This window comes from Asticcacaulis sp. YBE204 (genome assembly GCF_000495855.1).
Lineage (GTDB): Bacteria > Pseudomonadota > Alphaproteobacteria > Caulobacterales > Caulobacteraceae > Asticcacaulis.
Genome location: NZ_AWGF01000016.1, coordinates 1 through 17,269 on the forward strand (window position 1 = coordinate 1; position 17,269 = coordinate 17,269).

Annotated in this window: 14 protein-coding genes and 1 tRNA gene; 3 read left to right on the forward strand and 12 right to left on the reverse strand. The window is 61.0% G+C overall.

Going from position 1 to position 17,269, the window contains the following annotated elements:
- Nucleotides 1-31: 31 nt before the first annotated feature.
- Nucleotides 32-835 carry a hypothetical protein gene (locus AEYBE204_RS36550; RefSeq protein ID WP_023463610.1) on the reverse strand — a complete coding sequence of 268 codons (804 nt, stop codon included), beginning with the start codon at nucleotides 833-835 and terminating at the stop codon, nucleotides 32-34.
- Between the two features lie 57 nt (nucleotides 836-892).
- Nucleotides 893-1,780, reverse strand: a complete 888-nt coding sequence (locus AEYBE204_RS36555; RefSeq protein ID WP_023463611.1) for a peptidylprolyl isomerase — start codon at nucleotides 1,778-1,780, stop codon at nucleotides 893-895.
- Between the two features lie 188 nt (nucleotides 1,781-1,968).
- Between AEYBE204_RS36555 and AEYBE204_RS36560 the strand changes: the two genes are divergently transcribed.
- Both AEYBE204_RS36560 and AEYBE204_RS36565 read left to right on the forward strand, forming a co-directional pair.
- Complete coding sequence (locus AEYBE204_RS36560) at nucleotides 1,969-2,283, forward strand: DUF485 domain-containing protein (RefSeq protein ID WP_023463612.1); 315 nt, start codon at nucleotides 1,969-1,971, stop codon at nucleotides 2,281-2,283.
- The gene (locus AEYBE204_RS36565) at nucleotides 2,280-3,941 is read left to right on the forward strand and encodes a cation acetate symporter (RefSeq protein WP_023463613.1); all 1,662 of its coding nucleotides are present in this window, start codon (nucleotides 2,280-2,282) and stop codon (nucleotides 3,939-3,941) included. The genes AEYBE204_RS36560 and AEYBE204_RS36565 overlap by 4 nt, the downstream gene beginning before the upstream one ends.
- A gap of 53 nt (nucleotides 3,942-3,994) precedes the next feature.
- On the opposite strand, the gene AEYBE204_RS36570 is transcribed toward AEYBE204_RS36565, so the two are convergent.
- The 4 genes from AEYBE204_RS36570 to AEYBE204_RS36585 all read right to left on the reverse strand — a co-directional run bounded on the left by AEYBE204_RS36570 (nucleotide 3,995) and on the right by AEYBE204_RS36585 (nucleotide 8,212).
- Complete coding sequence (locus tag AEYBE204_RS36570; RefSeq protein WP_023463614.1) at nucleotides 3,995-4,621, reverse strand: DsbA family protein; 627 nt, start codon at nucleotides 4,619-4,621, stop codon at nucleotides 3,995-3,997.
- Nucleotides 4,622-4,662: 41 nt separating this feature from the next.
- Nucleotides 4,663-5,037, reverse strand: coding sequence for a protein-disulfide reductase DsbD domain-containing protein (locus AEYBE204_RS36575; RefSeq protein WP_162148417.1), 375 nt, complete (start codon nucleotides 5,035-5,037; stop codon nucleotides 4,663-4,665).
- Between the two features lie 41 nt (nucleotides 5,038-5,078).
- Nucleotides 5,079-6,638 (reverse strand): SEL1-like repeat protein, encoded by a 1,560-nt coding sequence (locus AEYBE204_RS36580; protein WP_023463616.1) that lies wholly within the window; start codon nucleotides 6,636-6,638, stop codon nucleotides 5,079-5,081.
- A 104-nt stretch (nucleotides 6,639-6,742) separates the two neighbouring features.
- Nucleotides 6,743-8,212 (reverse strand): tetratricopeptide repeat protein, encoded by a 1,470-nt coding sequence (locus tag AEYBE204_RS36585; RefSeq protein WP_162148418.1) that lies wholly within the window; start codon nucleotides 8,210-8,212, stop codon nucleotides 6,743-6,745.
- Nucleotides 8,213-8,674: 462 nt separating this feature from the next.
- On the opposite strand from AEYBE204_RS36585, the gene AEYBE204_RS36590 reads away from it, so the two are divergent.
- Nucleotides 8,675-11,053, forward strand: a complete 2,379-nt coding sequence (locus tag AEYBE204_RS36590) for a TonB-dependent receptor domain-containing protein (RefSeq protein ID WP_023463618.1) — start codon at nucleotides 8,675-8,677, stop codon at nucleotides 11,051-11,053.
- A 264-nt stretch (nucleotides 11,054-11,317) separates the two neighbouring features.
- Here AEYBE204_RS36590 and AEYBE204_RS36595 read toward each other — a convergent pair whose 3' ends face one another.
- The 6 genes from AEYBE204_RS36595 to hemC form a co-directional block, all read right to left on the reverse strand.
- Nucleotides 11,318-12,772, reverse strand: a complete 1,455-nt coding sequence (locus AEYBE204_RS36595) for an ATP-binding protein (protein WP_023463619.1) — start codon at nucleotides 12,770-12,772, stop codon at nucleotides 11,318-11,320.
- Between the two features lie 180 nt (nucleotides 12,773-12,952).
- A tRNA-Thr gene (locus tag AEYBE204_RS36600) sits at nucleotides 12,953-13,028 on the reverse strand.
- A 92-nt stretch (nucleotides 13,029-13,120) separates the two neighbouring features.
- Nucleotides 13,121-14,665, reverse strand: a complete 1,545-nt coding sequence (locus AEYBE204_RS36605; protein WP_023463620.1) for a heme biosynthesis protein HemY — start codon at nucleotides 14,663-14,665, stop codon at nucleotides 13,121-13,123.
- On the reverse strand, nucleotides 14,662-15,576 hold the full coding sequence (locus tag AEYBE204_RS39705) for a COG4223 family protein (protein WP_023463621.1): 915 nt from the start codon (nucleotides 15,574-15,576) through the stop codon (nucleotides 14,662-14,664). The genes AEYBE204_RS36605 and AEYBE204_RS39705 overlap by 4 nt, the downstream gene beginning before the upstream one ends.
- A 20-nt stretch (nucleotides 15,577-15,596) precedes the next feature.
- A complete protein-coding gene (locus AEYBE204_RS36610; RefSeq protein ID WP_023463622.1) occupies nucleotides 15,597-16,274 on the reverse strand; it encodes a uroporphyrinogen-III synthase in 678 nt (225 codons plus the stop codon).
- Nucleotides 16,271-17,215: a hydroxymethylbilane synthase gene (hemC, locus tag AEYBE204_RS36615; protein ID WP_023463623.1), complete on the reverse strand. Its 945-nt coding sequence runs from the start codon at nucleotides 17,213-17,215 to the stop codon at nucleotides 16,271-16,273. Before hemC ends, AEYBE204_RS36610 begins: the two co-directional genes overlap by 4 nt.
- Between the last annotated feature and the right edge of the window lie 54 nt (nucleotides 17,216-17,269).

A 17,269-nucleotide genomic window follows, 5' to 3' on the forward strand; every position in this document is an offset into this window, starting at 1 on the left:
GACGTCCCTCGCCCCTGTGGGGAGCGGGACGTCAGGCCCGCGTCAGCCGCCTGAAATTCATCCAGAACAGGATCGCCCCCAGCGGGATCGACAGCATGATGAACAGCGGCTGATATAGCTCCAGCGCCAGCCGCGTTGGCGGCAGACCGGCGTCGATGATATTGAGCGCCATGCGTCCTTCCAGCCAGTTGAAGCTCATCAATCCCACCCCCAGCAGGATCAGGGCGATCCACAAAAACCGCCAGCGCACGCGCGGCGCGACGATGCACACGAACAGGGTCGCCGCGCAGAACACCAGGTTCAGCACCGCCAACCCCAGCAGGATATAGTGCTCGATACTCTGACCGCTCAGGCGGAACTTGGTGCGTTCCAGCAGCGAGGCGCTATAGGTATTGAGGTTGAATCCGGCGATCAGGCGCTGCGGGTTCGAGGGTTCCGACGTCACCGTCGCCACAACCCAGCGGTCGGAAAATTCGTATTCCAGCACGACGAAGACGAAACGCTTGCCCTCCATCTGGCGGACCAGATACCCCACCGGCTTGACGCTTTTCGGGGCCTCCTGCGGCAGATAGAGATAGACCCGCTCCATGATCAGGTCGAAATTGGCGTCGATATAGTCGCCGTTCATGCGGGCGCGGATGGCGTTGGTATCGTAGGTCTGCATCAGGGCGAAGAAGGCCTTCGACTGCCCGACCTCAGGCTCCAGTTTGGCGATCTCGCCGCTGACGCGTTCGGCCTGACGGGCCTGATCCATACCGCCGAACAGGACGTGCACCTGGCTGAGGAGCAGCCCCAGACTGAGCACAACCGCCGCAATGTACCGTACAATCGTCATCTGACCCCATCCCGTTAACCATTGTTGGCGCATGGGAGAGCGCGACAAAAGCGGTTTTTACTTTTTCTCGCGCACGGGCGGCAAAGCGTTGCAAATATCCAACGCTCCGGCCGAGACCGCGAAGAAGTCGTCCTTGCGGTTGGCGCGTGCCTTTACCCAGGCGTCGAAGGTCGGGCTGCGCGTGTCGAAGACCTGAAAGGCCGGACGTTCTTCCTTGGGAAGATCAGCGGCGACGCGGATCGAGACGATTGTCGTGCGTTCCTCGGCGGCCTTGTAGAAGCCCAGCGTTTCGGTGCCGCGCGGGCGGGCGGTGAGGTATTCCATGCCCGACACCACGCGTCCGGCGATGGCCAGATTGCGGTCGAGGTGGCGCGGGGCGTGGCCGATGACCGTATAGAGCTGCGACGACGAACCGGTGTCGGGATTGAGCCCGCGCGCCACGCCGATCATGCCGTAGCAGTGCGGAATCCATTGGCTTTTGCCGTCTGAGGCGACCGGCCAGCCGTCGATATGGCCGACCTGCGTTGCATAGGCATCGCGATAGGTCAGGGGGCGCAGCTTGCCCGTCACCGGCTGATCGTACTCGGCGGGCGGTTCGGCCTTCACGCTGTCGGGATATTTCGGTTCCGGCTCGTCGGGCCAACCCCATTGCGTGACATAGCCATCCTGCACGCGGATCAGGGCCGAGCCGTCCCACCACTTGGCGCGGGCAAAGGCCTTCACATTGGCGACGTGGACCGGCGAAAACGCGGGCGCCAGTTGCCAGACGACTTTGTGCCCGTCCGCCAGCGTCATGACCACCAGATCCTCCGCCGCTACGTCGCGCCATACGCTGGGCGGTGCGGACTCAATGATCGACGACGGCGTGACCGGCTTGGGCTTGTCGGCGGCCAGTGCGGGGGCGGCGACCAGCGCGGCCATAAGGATCAGGTGGTGCGGTTTCATGGTCAGCCCCTCGGAAATCTCGGGAGGAGATTAACCGGCGCACCACGGGGCGCAAGCGGAAATTTCAAATGAAACCGGTGGCGCGCGTCACCCCTTGCCAAACCGGCGCGACTAAAGTCGTATAGCGGTAGGGAGGGGCGTCACGTACGCTCTCAAACAATAAAAAGCCGACAGGCAGAGGAACCGCTATGAGTACAGATGACGTCTATCGTCGCATCTACGACAACCCGAAATTTCAGGCGCTGGTCAAACGGCGCGGGCGCTTCGCCTGGACGCTGTCGATCGTCATGCTGGCGGCCTATTACGGTTTCGTCTGCCTGATCGCCTTCGACCCGAAGCTGCTGGGGCAACCGGTCAGTTCGGCGACCGTGATGAGCTGGGGCATTCCCGGCGGGCTGGGTCTGATCTTCCTGTGCTTCATCCTGACCGGCATCTATGTGCAGCGCGCCAATGGCGAGTTCGACCGCATCACGCGGGAAATCCTCGCGGAGGCGGACCAATGAGAGTGTTGCGTTCCCTGATCGCCGCCGCGGCTCTGACCGCCGCGCCCGCGCTGGCTTTCGCCGACTCGATCAATGGCGAGGTGCATAAGCAGCCGACCAACTATATCGCCATCGGCATGTTTCTGGCCTTCATTCTCCTGACGCTGGGCATCACCAAGTGGGCCTCGAAGCGCTCGGCCTCGACCAAGGACTACTATACCGCCGGCGGGTCGATCACCGGTTTCCAGAACGGTCTGGCCATCGCCGGCGACTTCATGTCGGCGGCGTCGTTTTTGGGCATTTCGGCGCTGGTCTTTACGTCCGGTTTCGACGGCCTGATCTATTCGATCGGCTTCCTCGTCGGCTGGCCGATCATCCTGTTTCTGATGGCCGAGCGCCTGCGTAATCTGGGCAAATATACCTTCTCGGATGTGGCGTCCTACCGCCTGAGCCAGACGCCGATCCGTTTCCTGTCGGCCCTGTCGTCGCTGACTGTGGTCGCCTTTTATCTGATTGCGCAGATGGTCGGCGCCGGTAAGCTGATCCAACTCCTGTTCGGGCTGGATTATCTGGTGGCGGTGGTGCTGGTCGGCGTGCTGATGGTGCTTTATGTGCTGTTCGGCGGGATGCTGGCGACGACCTGGGTGCAGATCATCAAGGCCGTCCTGCTGCTGTCGGGGGCGACCTTCATGGCCATCATGGTCATGGTCTCGGTCGATTTCGATTTCGGCAAGCTGTTCGCCGACGCCGTCGCCGTCCACCCCAAGGGTGTGGCGATCATGAGCCCCGGCGGACTGGTCTCCGACCCGATCTCGGCTATATCGCTCGGTCTGGCCCTGATGTTCGGGACGGCGGGTTTGCCGCACATCCTGATGCGGTTCTTCACGGTGAGCGACGCCAAGGAAGCGCGCAAGTCGGTCTTCTACGCCACGGGCTTCATCGGTTATTTCTACATCCTGACCTTCATCATCGGCTTCGGTGCTATCCTGCTGGTCGGCACCAATCCGGCGTTCAAGGACGCGGCGGGCGAACTGCTCGGCGGGTCGAACATGGCCGCCGTGCATCTGGCCAAGGCCGTCGGTGGCGACGTGTTCCTCGGCTTTATCTCGGCCGTGGCCTTCGCGACCATCCTCGCCGTCGTCGCCGGTCTGGCGCTGGCCGGGGCGTCGTCGGTGGCGCTCGACCTCTACAGCCACGTCATCCGTCAGGGCAAGGCAACCGAAAAACAGCAGATGACCGTCTCGAAAGTGTCGGTGGTGCTGCTGGGGATCGTCGCCATCTGGCTCGGCGTCGTGTTCGAGAAGCAGAACATCGCCTTCATGGTAGGCCTCGCGTTCTCGGTGGCGGCCTCGACCAACTTCCCGATCCTGTTCCTCAGCATGTACTGGTCGAAGCTGACGACGCGCGGGGCCTTCATCGGCGGGGCGCTGGGCCTGATCACGGCCCTGACCCTGACGGTGCTGAGCCCGACCGTGTGGGTCGACGTCTTCCATCACGCGACGGCGATCTTTCCGTACAAATACCCGGCCCTGTTCGCCATGATCGTGTCGTTCGTGGGGACGTGGTTCTTTTCGATCACCGACAATTCGGCCAAAGCGAAGGCGGAACGTGAGAAATTCTTCGCGCAGTTCGTTCGCTCGCAAACCGGGCTTGGGGCGTCGGGCGCGGTGGACCACTGAGTTTAAGAGTTGATCCTGACTGAAGGGCCGTTCCGTAAGGAGCGGCCTCTTTTTTATACAGGTGTGGCCTTCTGGCGCTGGCGGGCATCGGCAATGGCCTGTTTCATATCATTCGGCGAAAGCGCGCCGCGATAGACGGCGTTGCCGATGATGAAGGACGGCGTGCCGCTGAACCCGAAGCCCTCAGCCTGAACGGCATTGCGGGCCAAAAGCGCGTCGATGCGGGCCTGATCGGCGCGATAGGCCTTGAGCGCATCCGCCGGGCTGAGGCCGGTCTGCATCATGGCGCCGAAGATGTCGCCCTTGTTGAGATTGCCGCCGGGGATGCGCATCAGGGCGGAGCTGACCGTCTCATAGACCCCCAGCTTTTGAGCCCCCAGCGCCACCTGTGCCGCATAGGTCGAGACCTCGCCGAAGATGATCCAGTCGCGCATCATCCAGCGGATATGGCCGTCGGCCTTGACGATATTCAGCAGATCGAAATGGGCGTGCTTGCAGACGCTGCACTGATAGTCGAAATATTCGACGATGGTCAGGTCGCCGTTCGGATTGCCGAGCACCGGCACATCCGGATCGACGGTAACCTCCTGAAGCGTCGGAAACCCCGGCTGGGCGGTCGCGGTCAAAGGAAAAGCCGTGGCGGCGGCGCCGAGCGCCAGCATGTGTCTGCGCGTGATCATGCGTCCGGTGTGCAAATTTTCCGTGTCTGGCGCAAGCGTTTTTATCGCGCCGGGATGACCACACGGACGGGGATGTAGCACAGCCCGTCCGCCTGACAGCCGCGATAGCTGAGGGTTATCGCGCCCTTATGGCGGATATCGGCGCGGGCGGTGCCGTAATAGACCTCGACCGGACCGAAGGTGGGATCGGCCTTCATCGTGCCGTTCGGTGTGCGGATTTTCACCGTGCGTCCCTGCGCGTCGGAGGCGGTAATATGCTCACGATAGAGGTAATAGCCCTTCGGCATGACCCAGCGCACCTGTACCGCATCGCCCTGGCGCACATAGGTCATGGCAAAGGCCTGCGCCGGGGGCAGGGGGGCTTCGCGGGCTGCCACGGGTGCGGCAACGACGAGCAAGGCAAGAAAAAAGGACATGACGCGCATGTCCTTTTCTTAGCAGGCGACGGGCGTAAAACCTAGCCTTTCGGCGCGGGCGCCAGAAGCCTGGTCAGTTCGGCCTTGTCGGCTTCGGTCATCTGAGCCTCGACGGCCTTGATGGCGGCAGCGGCGTTTTCATGCCCGCCCTTGCGCGCCATCGCGAACCACAGATAGGCGTTGACCAGATTTTTCGGCCCGCCTTCGCCCTTCATGTACATGACCGCCAGATTGAACTGCGCGTCGGTCTGGCCGTTCTTGGCGGCGACCTCGAACCACTGACGCGCGGCGATGTCATCCTTGGGCAGGAGGCTGCCGCCCTGATAGAAGTAGGTGCCGACCGCGTTCTGAGCATCGGCATTGCCGCGAATGGCCGCTTCCTTATAGAAATAAAGCGCCTTTTGCTGATCGGCGGCCACCCCCTCGCCGGAATCGTAGGCGACGCCCAAAGCGTAGAGCCCGCCGGGGTGATTGGCCTTGGCGGCTTCGTTGTACCAGGCCAGCGCCATTTTGGGGTCCGCCTTGATATCGCCTTCGCCGGTATAGAGGATTTCGGCCAGAGCATACTGCGCCGGGGCGTAGCCGTACTTGGCGGCGTCCTGATAGTTTTTCACCGCTTTCTTGACGTCTTTGGCGTTGCCGACACCGTTATAGTACATGTCGCCGACGGTCTTGGTCGCCGGCACATAGCCGATATAGCTGGCGCGCTCGAACCATTTCAGCGCTTCCTTCTGGTCCTTCGGAACGCCGTAGCCGGTGAGGTAGATCTTGGCGAGCGTCAGATTGGCTTCGGCCAGGGTATTGGCGGCTTCGGGATTTTTCGGATCGAACTTGTGGAGTTCGCGGTTGATGTCGAACGGACGTTCGGCGACGCGACGCAGCCAATAGACCGCCTGCTTCGAATCCTTAGGCGTCCCCATGCCATACAGATACATCTTGCCGATCATCAGGGCAGCGTCTTCGTAGCCCACCTTGTCGTAGCTCTTCTTGAACATGGCCAGTGCTTCGGGGAACTTTTTCTGGTCGAAAAGGGCGAAGGCTTCGGTGATCGTCGTGTCGTTACGCGCGATGCGCGCACGGGCGGCGGCGAAGGCACGGTCGGTCGTGGTGCAGCCGGTCGCGCCGGTTTCTTCGCCGCTTTCGCTCACGCCGCGTTCGGCCTGATCGAAGAAGGAGGTGCCGCCGTCGCGCGAGGCGTCGCCATTGGGGCTGTTTTCATCGAACGAGTTCGGATCGCTCGAATCGTTGCTGCCGGTGAAGTCGCGGATGTAGTCGGCCATATAGTCGGCGCTGCCGTCGCTGCCGAAGAAGCCGCATGAAGAGGCCGAGCGCGTATCGATGCGCATGTTCTGTTGCGGGACGCTGGTTTTCTTTTTCAGAAAGACCGTGACGTCGGTAATGTCGTCGGCGCCGGAAGCGGGCGCCTGCTCGGTCGTCTTGGCCGCAGGCGCCGGGGTCTGCTCCGTTGTCTTCGCTGCGGGGGCCGTCGTCTTTTCCTGAGTCTGGGTCTTGTTCTGGGTCTGGGTGGTTTGCGCCAGCGCCGGTACGGCGGCGGAAAGCAATAACGCACTCAATGCGACGGCATTCAGCGATCTTAACATGGGAGCCCCCTTAATCTTATCTGTTGGTCTTTATACGGGTACGCAAACGTTTCCCTGCGCTTTGTCTGATAAATATAGACGAAAGTCGGACAGGGTGCGGTGGATTATGGCTTTGGTTTGAAAAGAGCCTCCGCCTCGGCTCTTTCGGTCGCGCTCATCTGCGGCTCAAGCGCCGTAATGGCGGCTTTCGAATCCGGGTGACCGACCTTTCCGGCCAGCGTGAACCAGGCCCAGGCCTTGACGCGATCGACCGCCCCGCCTTCGCCCTTCATGTACATGACGGCGAGATTGAACATGGCGTCCGCATTGCCGTTACGGGCGGCGATATCGAACCACTTTCTGGCGACGGGCGCATCCTTGGGCAGCAGGCTGCCGCCGCGATAGAAGTAGGTGCCGATGGCGTTTTGCGCGTCCGGATGACCGCGCACGGCGGCTTCCTTGTAGAAATAAAGCGCCTGAGCCGGATCCGCCTTCACACCCTGACCTGTATCGTAGGCCACGGCCAGAGCATAGAGCCCGCCGGGATGGTTCCATTTGGCCGCGTGGCTGTACCACGCCAGAGCCTGTTTCGGATCGGCCGGTACGCCGGGTTGCCCGTCCTCCAGAAGCTGGGCCAGGGCAAATTGCGCCGGTGCGTAGTCGAAGGTGGCGGCGACCTTGTAGGTTTTGGCCGCCTTCGCGAAATCGCGAGGCGTGCCATAACCGAAATAATAGAAGTCGCCGACGGTCTTATGCGCCGGAATATAGCCGAAACCGGCGGCCTTCCGATACCATTTCAGGGCTTCTGTCCTGTTTTGCGGTACACCGAAACCGACAAGGTAGATCTTGGCCAGACTTATGGTGGCGTCGATCTGAGGCGACATGATATGCGGGTTTTTCGGATCGAAGCGCGGCGGCTGGGCAGGGCGGGGCGCGTCGGCCACCTTGCGCAGCCATTTAATTGCCTCGGCTGCGTTCTTTTCGGTTCCGACGCCATAGAGATACATCTTGCCGATCATGAAACCGGCCTGAGGATACCCCATCTTGCTGTAGGATTTTTTGAACATCGCGAACGCTTCGGGGTATTTCTTCTGATCGAAGAGCGCGTAAGCGTCGCTGAGGGTCCGGTCGTTGCGCGCGATATGCGCCCGTCCCGCAGCGAAATTATAATCGGCCTGCGTGCAGCCGTCACGGGCGCTTCGTTGATCTCCGAACTGATCGCCGCCGAAACTGTCGTTGCGTGAGAAAAACGGGTCCCCGCCAGAGCTATCTCGCGAGGCGTCTCCATAAGGGGCATTGATATTGATATAACCTGAATCGTCGTCGGCTGCCGACGGATCGCTGCCGGTTGCCGCCAGATATTGCTGTATATAGTCGGAATCACCCCCGGACGTTCCGATGAAGCGGCAACTGGATGCGGACCCGGCCGGGATACGGATATTGCGACCGGGAATACTGTTTTCGCGTCTCAGGAAGACGGTCACATCGGTAATATCGTCGGCGGTTGTCGCGGGCGTTGTGGATTGCGCCGTGACGAGGCTTGGCGCGGCCACGATGAGCGCGCCGACGATGGCGACGCGAAGCGATCTGAACATGAATTCCCCCATACCCTGACTGGTTTCAGGTGTATCTGCTCTGGTGGCAGCCTAGGGCTGCATAATGGCGGGCGTCTTCATTTGGTCAATAGGTATCTATGGCGATCCTATAAAATTCTAAAGGCGGGCAAATGCCTTGTCGCAGGATTGTTTCAAGCGTGACATCATATGGATCACTATTTGCCCCATTTTTTAATAATAACGTTGTCATAATTTTCGAATTTCCATGATTTTAAATCATAAAATGAAATTTTAAGAACAATATTTTCGATTTCAAGTTTGAAATATAGTGTGGCAAGTCCACACCGTATATTTATGAATACTGTTGCATTCGCAATAGTTTCACAATCTATGTTTAACGGATCGCGCTTGTGCTGTTAGCTTCGGCAGGCACCGGGCGTCCCGCTTCCTCTCCATTGCGGCGCCGCTGTATCAAGTAGGTTGGAGAAGGGATACTCCGTAATGAAGTTCACGAAATCAGTATTTATGGCCGGGACCGCGATGGCGGGTCTTCTGAGCGCGCACGGGGCGCTGGCGCAATCGACCGGCACCCAGGCGCTGGAAGACGTCAAGGAAGTCGTCGTCACCGGTCAGCGCAACCGCAATGTCGGCGGTCTGGCGGTCGATCAGAGCGTCACCAAGACCCGCTCGTCGGTCACCGAGGAATTCATCGAAAAGCAGGGCCCCGGCTCGATCCTCGAAGCGATCAACCTGCTGCCCGGCGTCAACTTCTCGGATCAGAGCGCCACGGGCTCGGTCGGCGGCGACATCACCCTGCGCGGCTTCGATCAGCAGCGCATCGCCTTCATGCTCGACGGCATGCCGCTGAACGACACCGGCAACTATGCCTACTATCCGACCATGAACCCGGACTCGGAAATCTATGCCAAGGTCGACGTCAATCTGGGGACCACCGATGTCGACAGCCCGACGGCCTCGGCCGGCGGCGGCACCATCGGCTACATCACCCGCCGTCCGAAGGACAAATTCGGCGTCGAAGTGAAAGGCACCTTCGGCACCAACGACTATGCGCGTGAATATGTCCGCGTCGATACCGGCGCCTTCGGTCCGTGGGGCACGACCGCCTTCGTCGCCGCCTCGAACCTGAGCGCCAACCAGTTCAAGGGCGTCGGCACCGAAGACCGCAAGCAGGTCAATGGTCGCATCTATCAGTCGCTCGGCGGCGGCGATTTCGCCTCGGTGGCCTTCTATTACAACGAGACGCGCAACAACGCGATCTACAACAGCTCGCTGACCACCATTAACGGCGGTAACTGGTCCGAAGCCTATGCCTCGACCATCGGTACGGTGTCGAACTCGATCTCGTCGGGCGCGACCGGCTATTACGGCTACCGCATCAACCCGACGAACAACGGCAATATCCGCGCTCAGTTCAAGAAGCATCTGACGGAAAATCTGGTCCTCACCATCGACCCCAGCTTCCAGTACACCCTGGCCGACGGCGGCACGCAGGTCTCGACCCTGACGGAATCGACCGGCGTCCTGTCGATGGTCGGCTCGTCCTATATCTGGAACGAGCTGAAGGGGTACGACGCCAACCACGACGGCGTGGTTTCGACCACCGCCTACAAGGTCTTTTCGCCCAGCGTCACCGAGACCCGCCGCTCCACGATCAACACCTCGCTGATCTGGTATCTTGACGACCACAACACCGTGCGCGCCGCCTATACCTACGACCACGGCGACCACCGCCAGACCGGCCACGTCAGCCTGCTCGAAGGCGGTCAGTGGATCGGCGACATCTTCGCTGAAGACGAGTCGATGTGGCTGCGCGGCAAGAACGGCGAGGAAATCCAGAAGCGCAACCGTCAATCCTACGCCAACCTGAAGCAGTTCGCCCTGACCTATGCCGGTTCGTTCTTCGACAGCAAGCTGAAGATCGACGCCGGCGTGCGCCTGCCGGACTTCGAGCGCAAGCTGAACAACTACTGCTACCAGATTTCGTCCTCGACCGCCTACTGCTCGACCAGCCACGGCACGACGCTGGTCCTGACCGGCACGACGACGCAGATCACCGCCAAGGCCCCGGCCAGCTGGACGGTGTCCTACGACAAGACTTTGCCGAACCTCGGCGTCAGCTACAAGGTCTCCGACCACCAGACGGTCTATTCGAGCTATGCCGAGACCATTTCGGCGCCGCGGACCGACTCGCTCTACGACCGCCTGTCGCTCGATCTCCAGCCGGAAATCTCCAAGACCATCGACCTCGGCTACCGCTATGCCTCGCCGATGGTGTCGGGCTCGATCGCCGTCTGGAAGACCGACTTCGATCACCGCGTCGAAACGGCCTGGGACGAGACGATCGGCGCTTCGGTGGCCACCGACGTGGGCAAGGCACGCATGAAAGGCATCAATGCCGAAATCGGCTTCAAGCCGGTCGAAGGTCTCGATATCTACGCTTCGTCGTCCTACACCGACACCGAGATGCTGGAGAACGTCTATTATTCGGCCACCGCCTACAACCCGACCAAGGGTAAGCAACTGGGCAAGATCCCGCGCATCATGCACGCGGTGAACGTCGATTACGAGCACGGCAACTGGGACTTCGGCGTGACCGGCAAATATACCGGCAAGCGCTACGCCTCGCTGGCCAATGGCGACGCGGCACCGGGCTACACGGTGTGGAACGCCAATGTCAGCTACGACTTCGGCGACATCGGCCCGATGAAGGACAGCTATGTCCGCCTGAACGTGAAGAACCTGTTCAACGAGAAATATATCTCGGCGATCTCGACGGGCAACGTCTTCTACGACTCGGGCAACTACTTCTGGATCGGCGCCCCGATCACCACCATGGTGACGATCGGCACGAAGTTCTAGGACGTAAAAGGATGGCTCCGGATTTTCCGGAGCCATTTTTTGCTATACCGTCTCTAAAGAGGAAGGGTAGGCTTTCGAATTGGTTTCATTTCCAGCGTCGGGACTCTTGGCCGTCCTTATCTATCGCTAGAATTAATTGGCAATCAAATCCCACTCAAATCTTTTTTCTTGATTTCGTTTCAATAACCCATTGAAGTATCAATTAAAAATTGACAGTCATTCGATTTGATTGCGGCGACAATCAAATCCCACTCAAATGTTAGCCTAAGCCCACCAAGGCACATATCCAGACTTAGGTCGATCCGGGTCAGCCGCTCTAATTCTTCCACGCGCTAACGTCGCACTAATTACTTGGGAAACCTGCGCCGAATTTTGAGGCTCAATTCCAAAGCGCTCCCGTAAAGAGGCGTTTTTCATAATGTCCCCGCTGATGAATTTTAGCACAGCATGCTGATAGCAAGCGCGAATACGTTCATCCGGGGACATCGCACTAAACCGTCGGGGAGCAAACAGTACGCAGCGCATAGCCTCACCCTCAACTCGGAAGTCGGGAGGGGGAAGCTGATACAATTCAACAGAAGCTACAACTTTGTCGATGCCAGTGCCTTGCTCCTCACATATCTTCATGCGGCGCATGAAGGCAGCGAGCGCCTCGTTACGAGAACGGGGCGGGGAATCAATAAATCGCTCTGGCGCAATTAAGGGCTGGCCAGGGTTGGTAATTTCAAGCCGATCTTTAAATAATTCAATCAGAGGGCCTGTACCCGTGATAGACATGTCCTGATGAATTAGGGCGTTGGCAACAAGCTCGCGAATTGCAATGGGCGGGTACATGACCGTTTCGGTACGGAACGCTCGACCGATGTGCTCATTCTCAGGAAGCAGGCCGGAAACGTAATCAATTAGCCCTTTGAAACCGGATGCATATCCCTTTCTGCCATCCTGCCTTTTGCTAACCATGTCTGCGCGATTATTGCCGTCGTAAGCAACGAAACGAACAGCCTTCCGAGCTAAGCGGGAATCGAACTGGTCCAGATCTTTCGCGAACAAAATCGCACCTAAGTTAGTAATATTCCAGCGATCGCCGACGTCGCGCATAATCAGGCGCTCTGTCTCAAGCCTATCAAAAATGCCGGCCCGATTGTCGGGTAGTGTTTGCCCCGTCAATTCGAAGAGGCTAACGTAGTCTAGCAGGCTCAGTACCGTGTCTGAGGTAATAAATTGCGCTGCAAGCCCACTTTCCCATACATACGGTTGAAGTTTTGCCCATAAAGCACGTTGTCTTTCTGGATGATCAGATAAAGACGGAGTGGCGCTACCTATACGAATATACGCAGTTCGATCAAATTCAATTGGTGCAGTTGTTGCTGCTGGTATCTCCAACAGGACTATATTAAGGCCCGCGTGCTCCACCTCTTTAAAGACGATAGGCAAATCTGGGCTTAAGCGCTGCGACAGCCAAAACTCAAGAGGCTGATTCCCCACTTTAGCGGCGGACGGGCGGAATGTGGTGCCGACGAGAGCGCGATCTTCGTCGCGCACTCCCCAAAGCATGTAGCCAAAATGCTTGTCGGCAAGCCTTGCTGCATTGGAAATGGCAGAAATTCGCTTACCCATACCGTCTGGATCAGCGTTGTTTTCTTTGAACTCAGTCCAAGATGTTTCTGTCCCCAACGCGAGAATATCGTCAACAAGCGCCAGAGTTCTCGCGTCGGTCATAGTGAGTCCATGCGTCAGTTAGTTGGCACGTCTTACCCTGCGCGCGAAGAGAAGCAAAAGAGTTTATCGGCGCAAAGAGCCATCAGCCAACCTGTGTGTGCCCCATTTGTGCCCCAAATGCACCGCCAAATTACTCTGGCCCAAAGGACGTTTGTAGGTTATTGATTTTAAAAGAGAAAATGGTGCCGCTTAGGTGACTCGAACACCTGACCCCATCATTACGAATGATGTGCTCTACCGGCTGAGCTAAAGCGGCACGCCTGCGCGGGCGAAAAAGAGACGCCCGTCCGGTTCGGAGGGCGTCTCTTTACAGGCAGGCGCGCCCGCTTGGCAAGGGGGATAAGCGAATTATTTTGTGGGTTTTGCCCGTTTGGCGCGGGGCTTTACCTCGGCCACCGCCACAGGCTCATCCAGATCGTGCCCCGCCACCGCGGCATCGTAGCCGTCGGGGGCTTCGGCCAGATTGTCGGGCAGGGGCGCAGGCGACGTTTTCTTCTGCGCGGCGCGGACGAACGGCATGGACGGCACGTAGCGCGTCGGCATGTCCGGCACGTCGGGCAGGCCCTTTTCCGAGCGTTCGTGGCGCGGATGGGCCAAAGCGCCGGTTTCGGCATAGGTCAGGACCAGCGCCGTCCAGTCGGCGGGCGTATAGGCAAACGCCTTGCCTTCCGGGTCGAGGTCGGACCAGTCGGGCTCCGACCGCGCGATCGAGGCCTTGGCGACCCAGGCGCGGGCGCCGTCGATGTCGTTCGAAGCCAGCGCCGCCTTGGCCATCAGGCCGCAGATGCGGCGCGTGACGCGCTCTTCGCTCAGATCGTCTTCAAGGGCGGCGGTGGCGGCGGCGATGTCCTCGCGGCGGTTGTTCAGCACGGCGCGTTCGACCGTTAGCAGGCGACTTTCGCGATGTCCCGGGTTGCGGTCGATCAGGCCGTGCAGGCGGCGGGCGCGGTCCTTCGGCGTCTCGTCCGACACGAGGTCGCGATAGGCCAGCCAGATCGCCGGGTGCGGCGCGGCGGCATAGGCGGCCTCCAGCACGTCCTCGGCGCGGCCCAGCTTGCCGTGCGCGGCCAGAAGGCGGGCGGCGATAACGGCAGCGGGGGCGAACATCGGTTGCAGCTTGGCGGCGCGCACGGCGTAGTCCAGCGCCTGTTCGCGCATCTGGGCGTCCGGTGCAGTTTCTAGCTGTGCGGCCGACGCCGCCATCAGCGAGGCGCGGGCGCGTTCGGAGAACAGCGGCGAGACCAGCTTGCGGTTCAAAGCCCCCTCGACGAGGGCGAGGGCTTCGGCCCATTCGCCGGCGGTGATCTTGGCCTCGAACAGGGTCTTGAAGGCCCACATGGCGGGTTTGGCCTGATTATAGGCTTCGGTGGCCAGACGGATGGCCTCGCTGCGGTCGCCGGTCGCGATGGCGAGGTTCATCAGGCCGCGCAGTCCGGCCAGTTTCAGCTCCGGCACGGTGAGCATGGCCGAGTAGGCGGCGCGGATGGCGGCGGTGTCGCCCGCGGCATCGGCGGCAAAGGCATTGAGGATGCGGACCAAGGCGACATTGTCGTGCATGTCGACGGCCTTGACGGCGTGGCGGCGGGCTTCGAGCCCGTCACCGGACGCGACCGCCAGGAAGCCCCGCGTGAGGATGTCTTCGCCCTGACGACGGCGGGTGGCGGCGCGTTTGCGTTCAGCGCGCTGAGGCGAGCGCGACAGCCACAGGGCCAGGTTCCAGAAGCAGACGGCGGCAAAGGTCATCAGGCCGATGACGATGACGGCGGTCGCCGCCGAGGTGTCGATACGGTAGCCGAGCCAGACGAGGCTGGCCGTGCCCGCTTCGCCGGTAGCCCCAAGGGCTATGGCGACCAGAACAACGATGCCGAGAAGGATGAGAACGGTGCGGATCACAGGGCGGTCCCCGTATTGACGGTGCTGTAATTGGCCTGCGACAGGCGGCTGAGGGCGTCGACCGTGATGCGCCGCGTCGTGGTATCGACCAGCAGACGGTTGCGCGCCTTGGTCAGCCACGGGGCCAGCGCGTCCTGAGCGGGCTTGGGCAGGGTCGCCAGCACGGCTAAAGCACCCGCCAGATCGCCCTCATCAAGGCGTCCCTGCGCCTGAAGCAGCAGGTTGTCGGTGCCCTTGGCTGTGCCATCGACGCGGCGGACGCTGATCAGGCCGTTGAGCGCATTGCCGATGCGGCCCAGGAAGCTGTCGTCCGCCGTCGATTTGGCGGCGGTCTGGGCGCGGGCGGCATAGGCTGGGAATTCGATGGCCAGCGAGACTTCGGACGGGACGCCCTTTTGCGCCAGAGGCCGCAACGGTGCGATCAGCGACGTGTCGGTCAGGCTCTTTTCGACGTCGGCCAGTTCGCTGAGGAAGGGTTGCGAACCCTTGGCGGCTTGCTGCAAACCGGCGGCGGCAGTGGCCGAAGCCGCGGCCTGAACCAGCAGGCGTTGATTGGCCTCAAGGCGATCCATGCGCTCGGTCAAACGTGCGGCAAGGTTAGGGTCGCCATAGACCGGGGCGGGGGCGGGGGTGGCGGTCGCGGGGGCTTCCACCGGCAGGGGCGCAGGTTGCGATTTGAGCGCGTTCAGTTCGGCGGTCAGGCGCGCGATTTCCGCGTCCTTGGGGCTCTCGGCCACCGCGACGGGGGCGGCGGTTTCCTTGCTCTTGTAAAGGCCATAACCGAGCGCCAGCAAGGCCAGAACGACGAAGACGATGGGAAAGGCAAAGGCGATGATCAGCGGACCGCGCGCCCATTTCGTCTTTTCCGTATCGGTTACGGTGGAGGCGCCAAGAGTAAGGTCGTCGGTCATGGGTATCCGCGCTTTTTTGGTTATGTCAGCAGGTCTAGCATGGCCGCTTCGTCAGGCGTAGCGGCCACCCTTATGTTTAGGCCTGCGGACGGTAAATTTCCAGTGACCAAATTCAGGCTTTCGCGCAGGGCGCGCGCGGTATTGTCCGAGATGCAGATAACGGTGAGGGTGGCGTCCCGCAGATAGGGCGCGGCCAGCGCGGCGGCGCGTGGTGAATGCAGCAGGACATGAGTGAGGTCGTTGATCGGAGCGTTGGCCCTGCGTTCGACGGTGCGATAAAAGACAGCGCGGGTGACGTCGTAACCGCCGAGATCCGACAACAGGTCGCGCGCCGGGGTTTCCGGGGACACATAGAGATAACGCCGCGTCGGATCGGCGGTTTTCAGGAGTTCGAGTAGATCGCCCGCGTCGCCCTGCGCGCTGTGGACGTGGATAAACCCGGCGCGGCGCGCGGCCTCGGCGGTGGTATCGCCAACCGCCCAGACTGTATGACGATGGTCGCTATGCTGCGCACAAAAGGCGTCGAGGCCGTTGGGGCTGGTGACGATCAGGTCGTCGAACGCCTTGGGATCGAGGTCGGGTTTGAGGGCCTTGACGGTGAGCAGCGGATCGACTAGCGGGACGAACCCCAGCGCGGCGACCTTTGCGGCGGTCACCGTGGCGGCGGGCTCGGTGCGGGTGATCCAGACGAGGGTCAAGACGTGTACTGGATCAGCTGGTCACCCGCCTCACTGCGGATCGATTGCCCCAGTCGCAGGCCCAGCGCGTGGGCGGTTTCCGGCGTCGGAGCGCTGATCGTCTCGCGGCGCTGCCAGCGTGTTTTACCGTCTGCGGTGAGGGCTTCGACGAACAGGGTCAGCGCACCGTCTTCGATCTTGGCATAGGCCCCGACGGCGGTGCGGCACGAGGCTTCGAGCGCGACCAGCGCCCCGCGTTCCGCCGAGATTTGCAGGAAGGTGTCGGGGTGGTGCAGGCGTTCGATCCACACCTGATCGAGGTCAGAGGTCCGGCATTGCACGGCCAGCGCCCCTTGTCCGGGGGCGCAGGGGAACTGTTCCGGGTCGATATAGGATTTGATGTGCGCTTCGAGCCCCATGCGCTTGAGCCCGGCGGCGGCCAGCAAAATGGCGTCGCAGTGTCCGGCCTCCAGTTTCGACAGGCGCGTATCGACATTGCCGCGCAGCATGACGATTTCCAGATCGGGCCGCACGGCGAGCGCCTGAGCCTGACGGCGCAGCGAGGCGGTGCCGAGTTTCGCCCCGGCGGGCATTTCCTCTAAGCTATGGTATTTCAATGAGACGAAAGCGTCGCGCGGGTCTTCGCGCACGGGGAAGGCGCAGAGCGACAGGCCGGGGATTTCCTCGGCGGGCATGTCCTTGAGTGAGTGGACGGCGACATCGACCTCGCCGTTGAGCAGCGCGTCCTCGATCTCCTTGGTGAAGAGCTGCTTGCCGCCGGCTTCGATCAGGCGGCGGTCCTGAATGCGGTCGCCCTGGGTCGTGATGATGACCAGCGGCGCGAGGTCGTGCGCGTGCATCGGGTCGTGGCCGAGCGCCGTGACGATCTGGCGCTGGACCCAGCCGCATTGGGTGGTCGCCAGACGCGAGCCGCGGGTGCCGATTTTCAGGAGTGCCGTCATTTTGTTCCTTCCCTTCTCCCTGTGGGGAGAAGGTGCCGCGAAGCGGCGGATGAG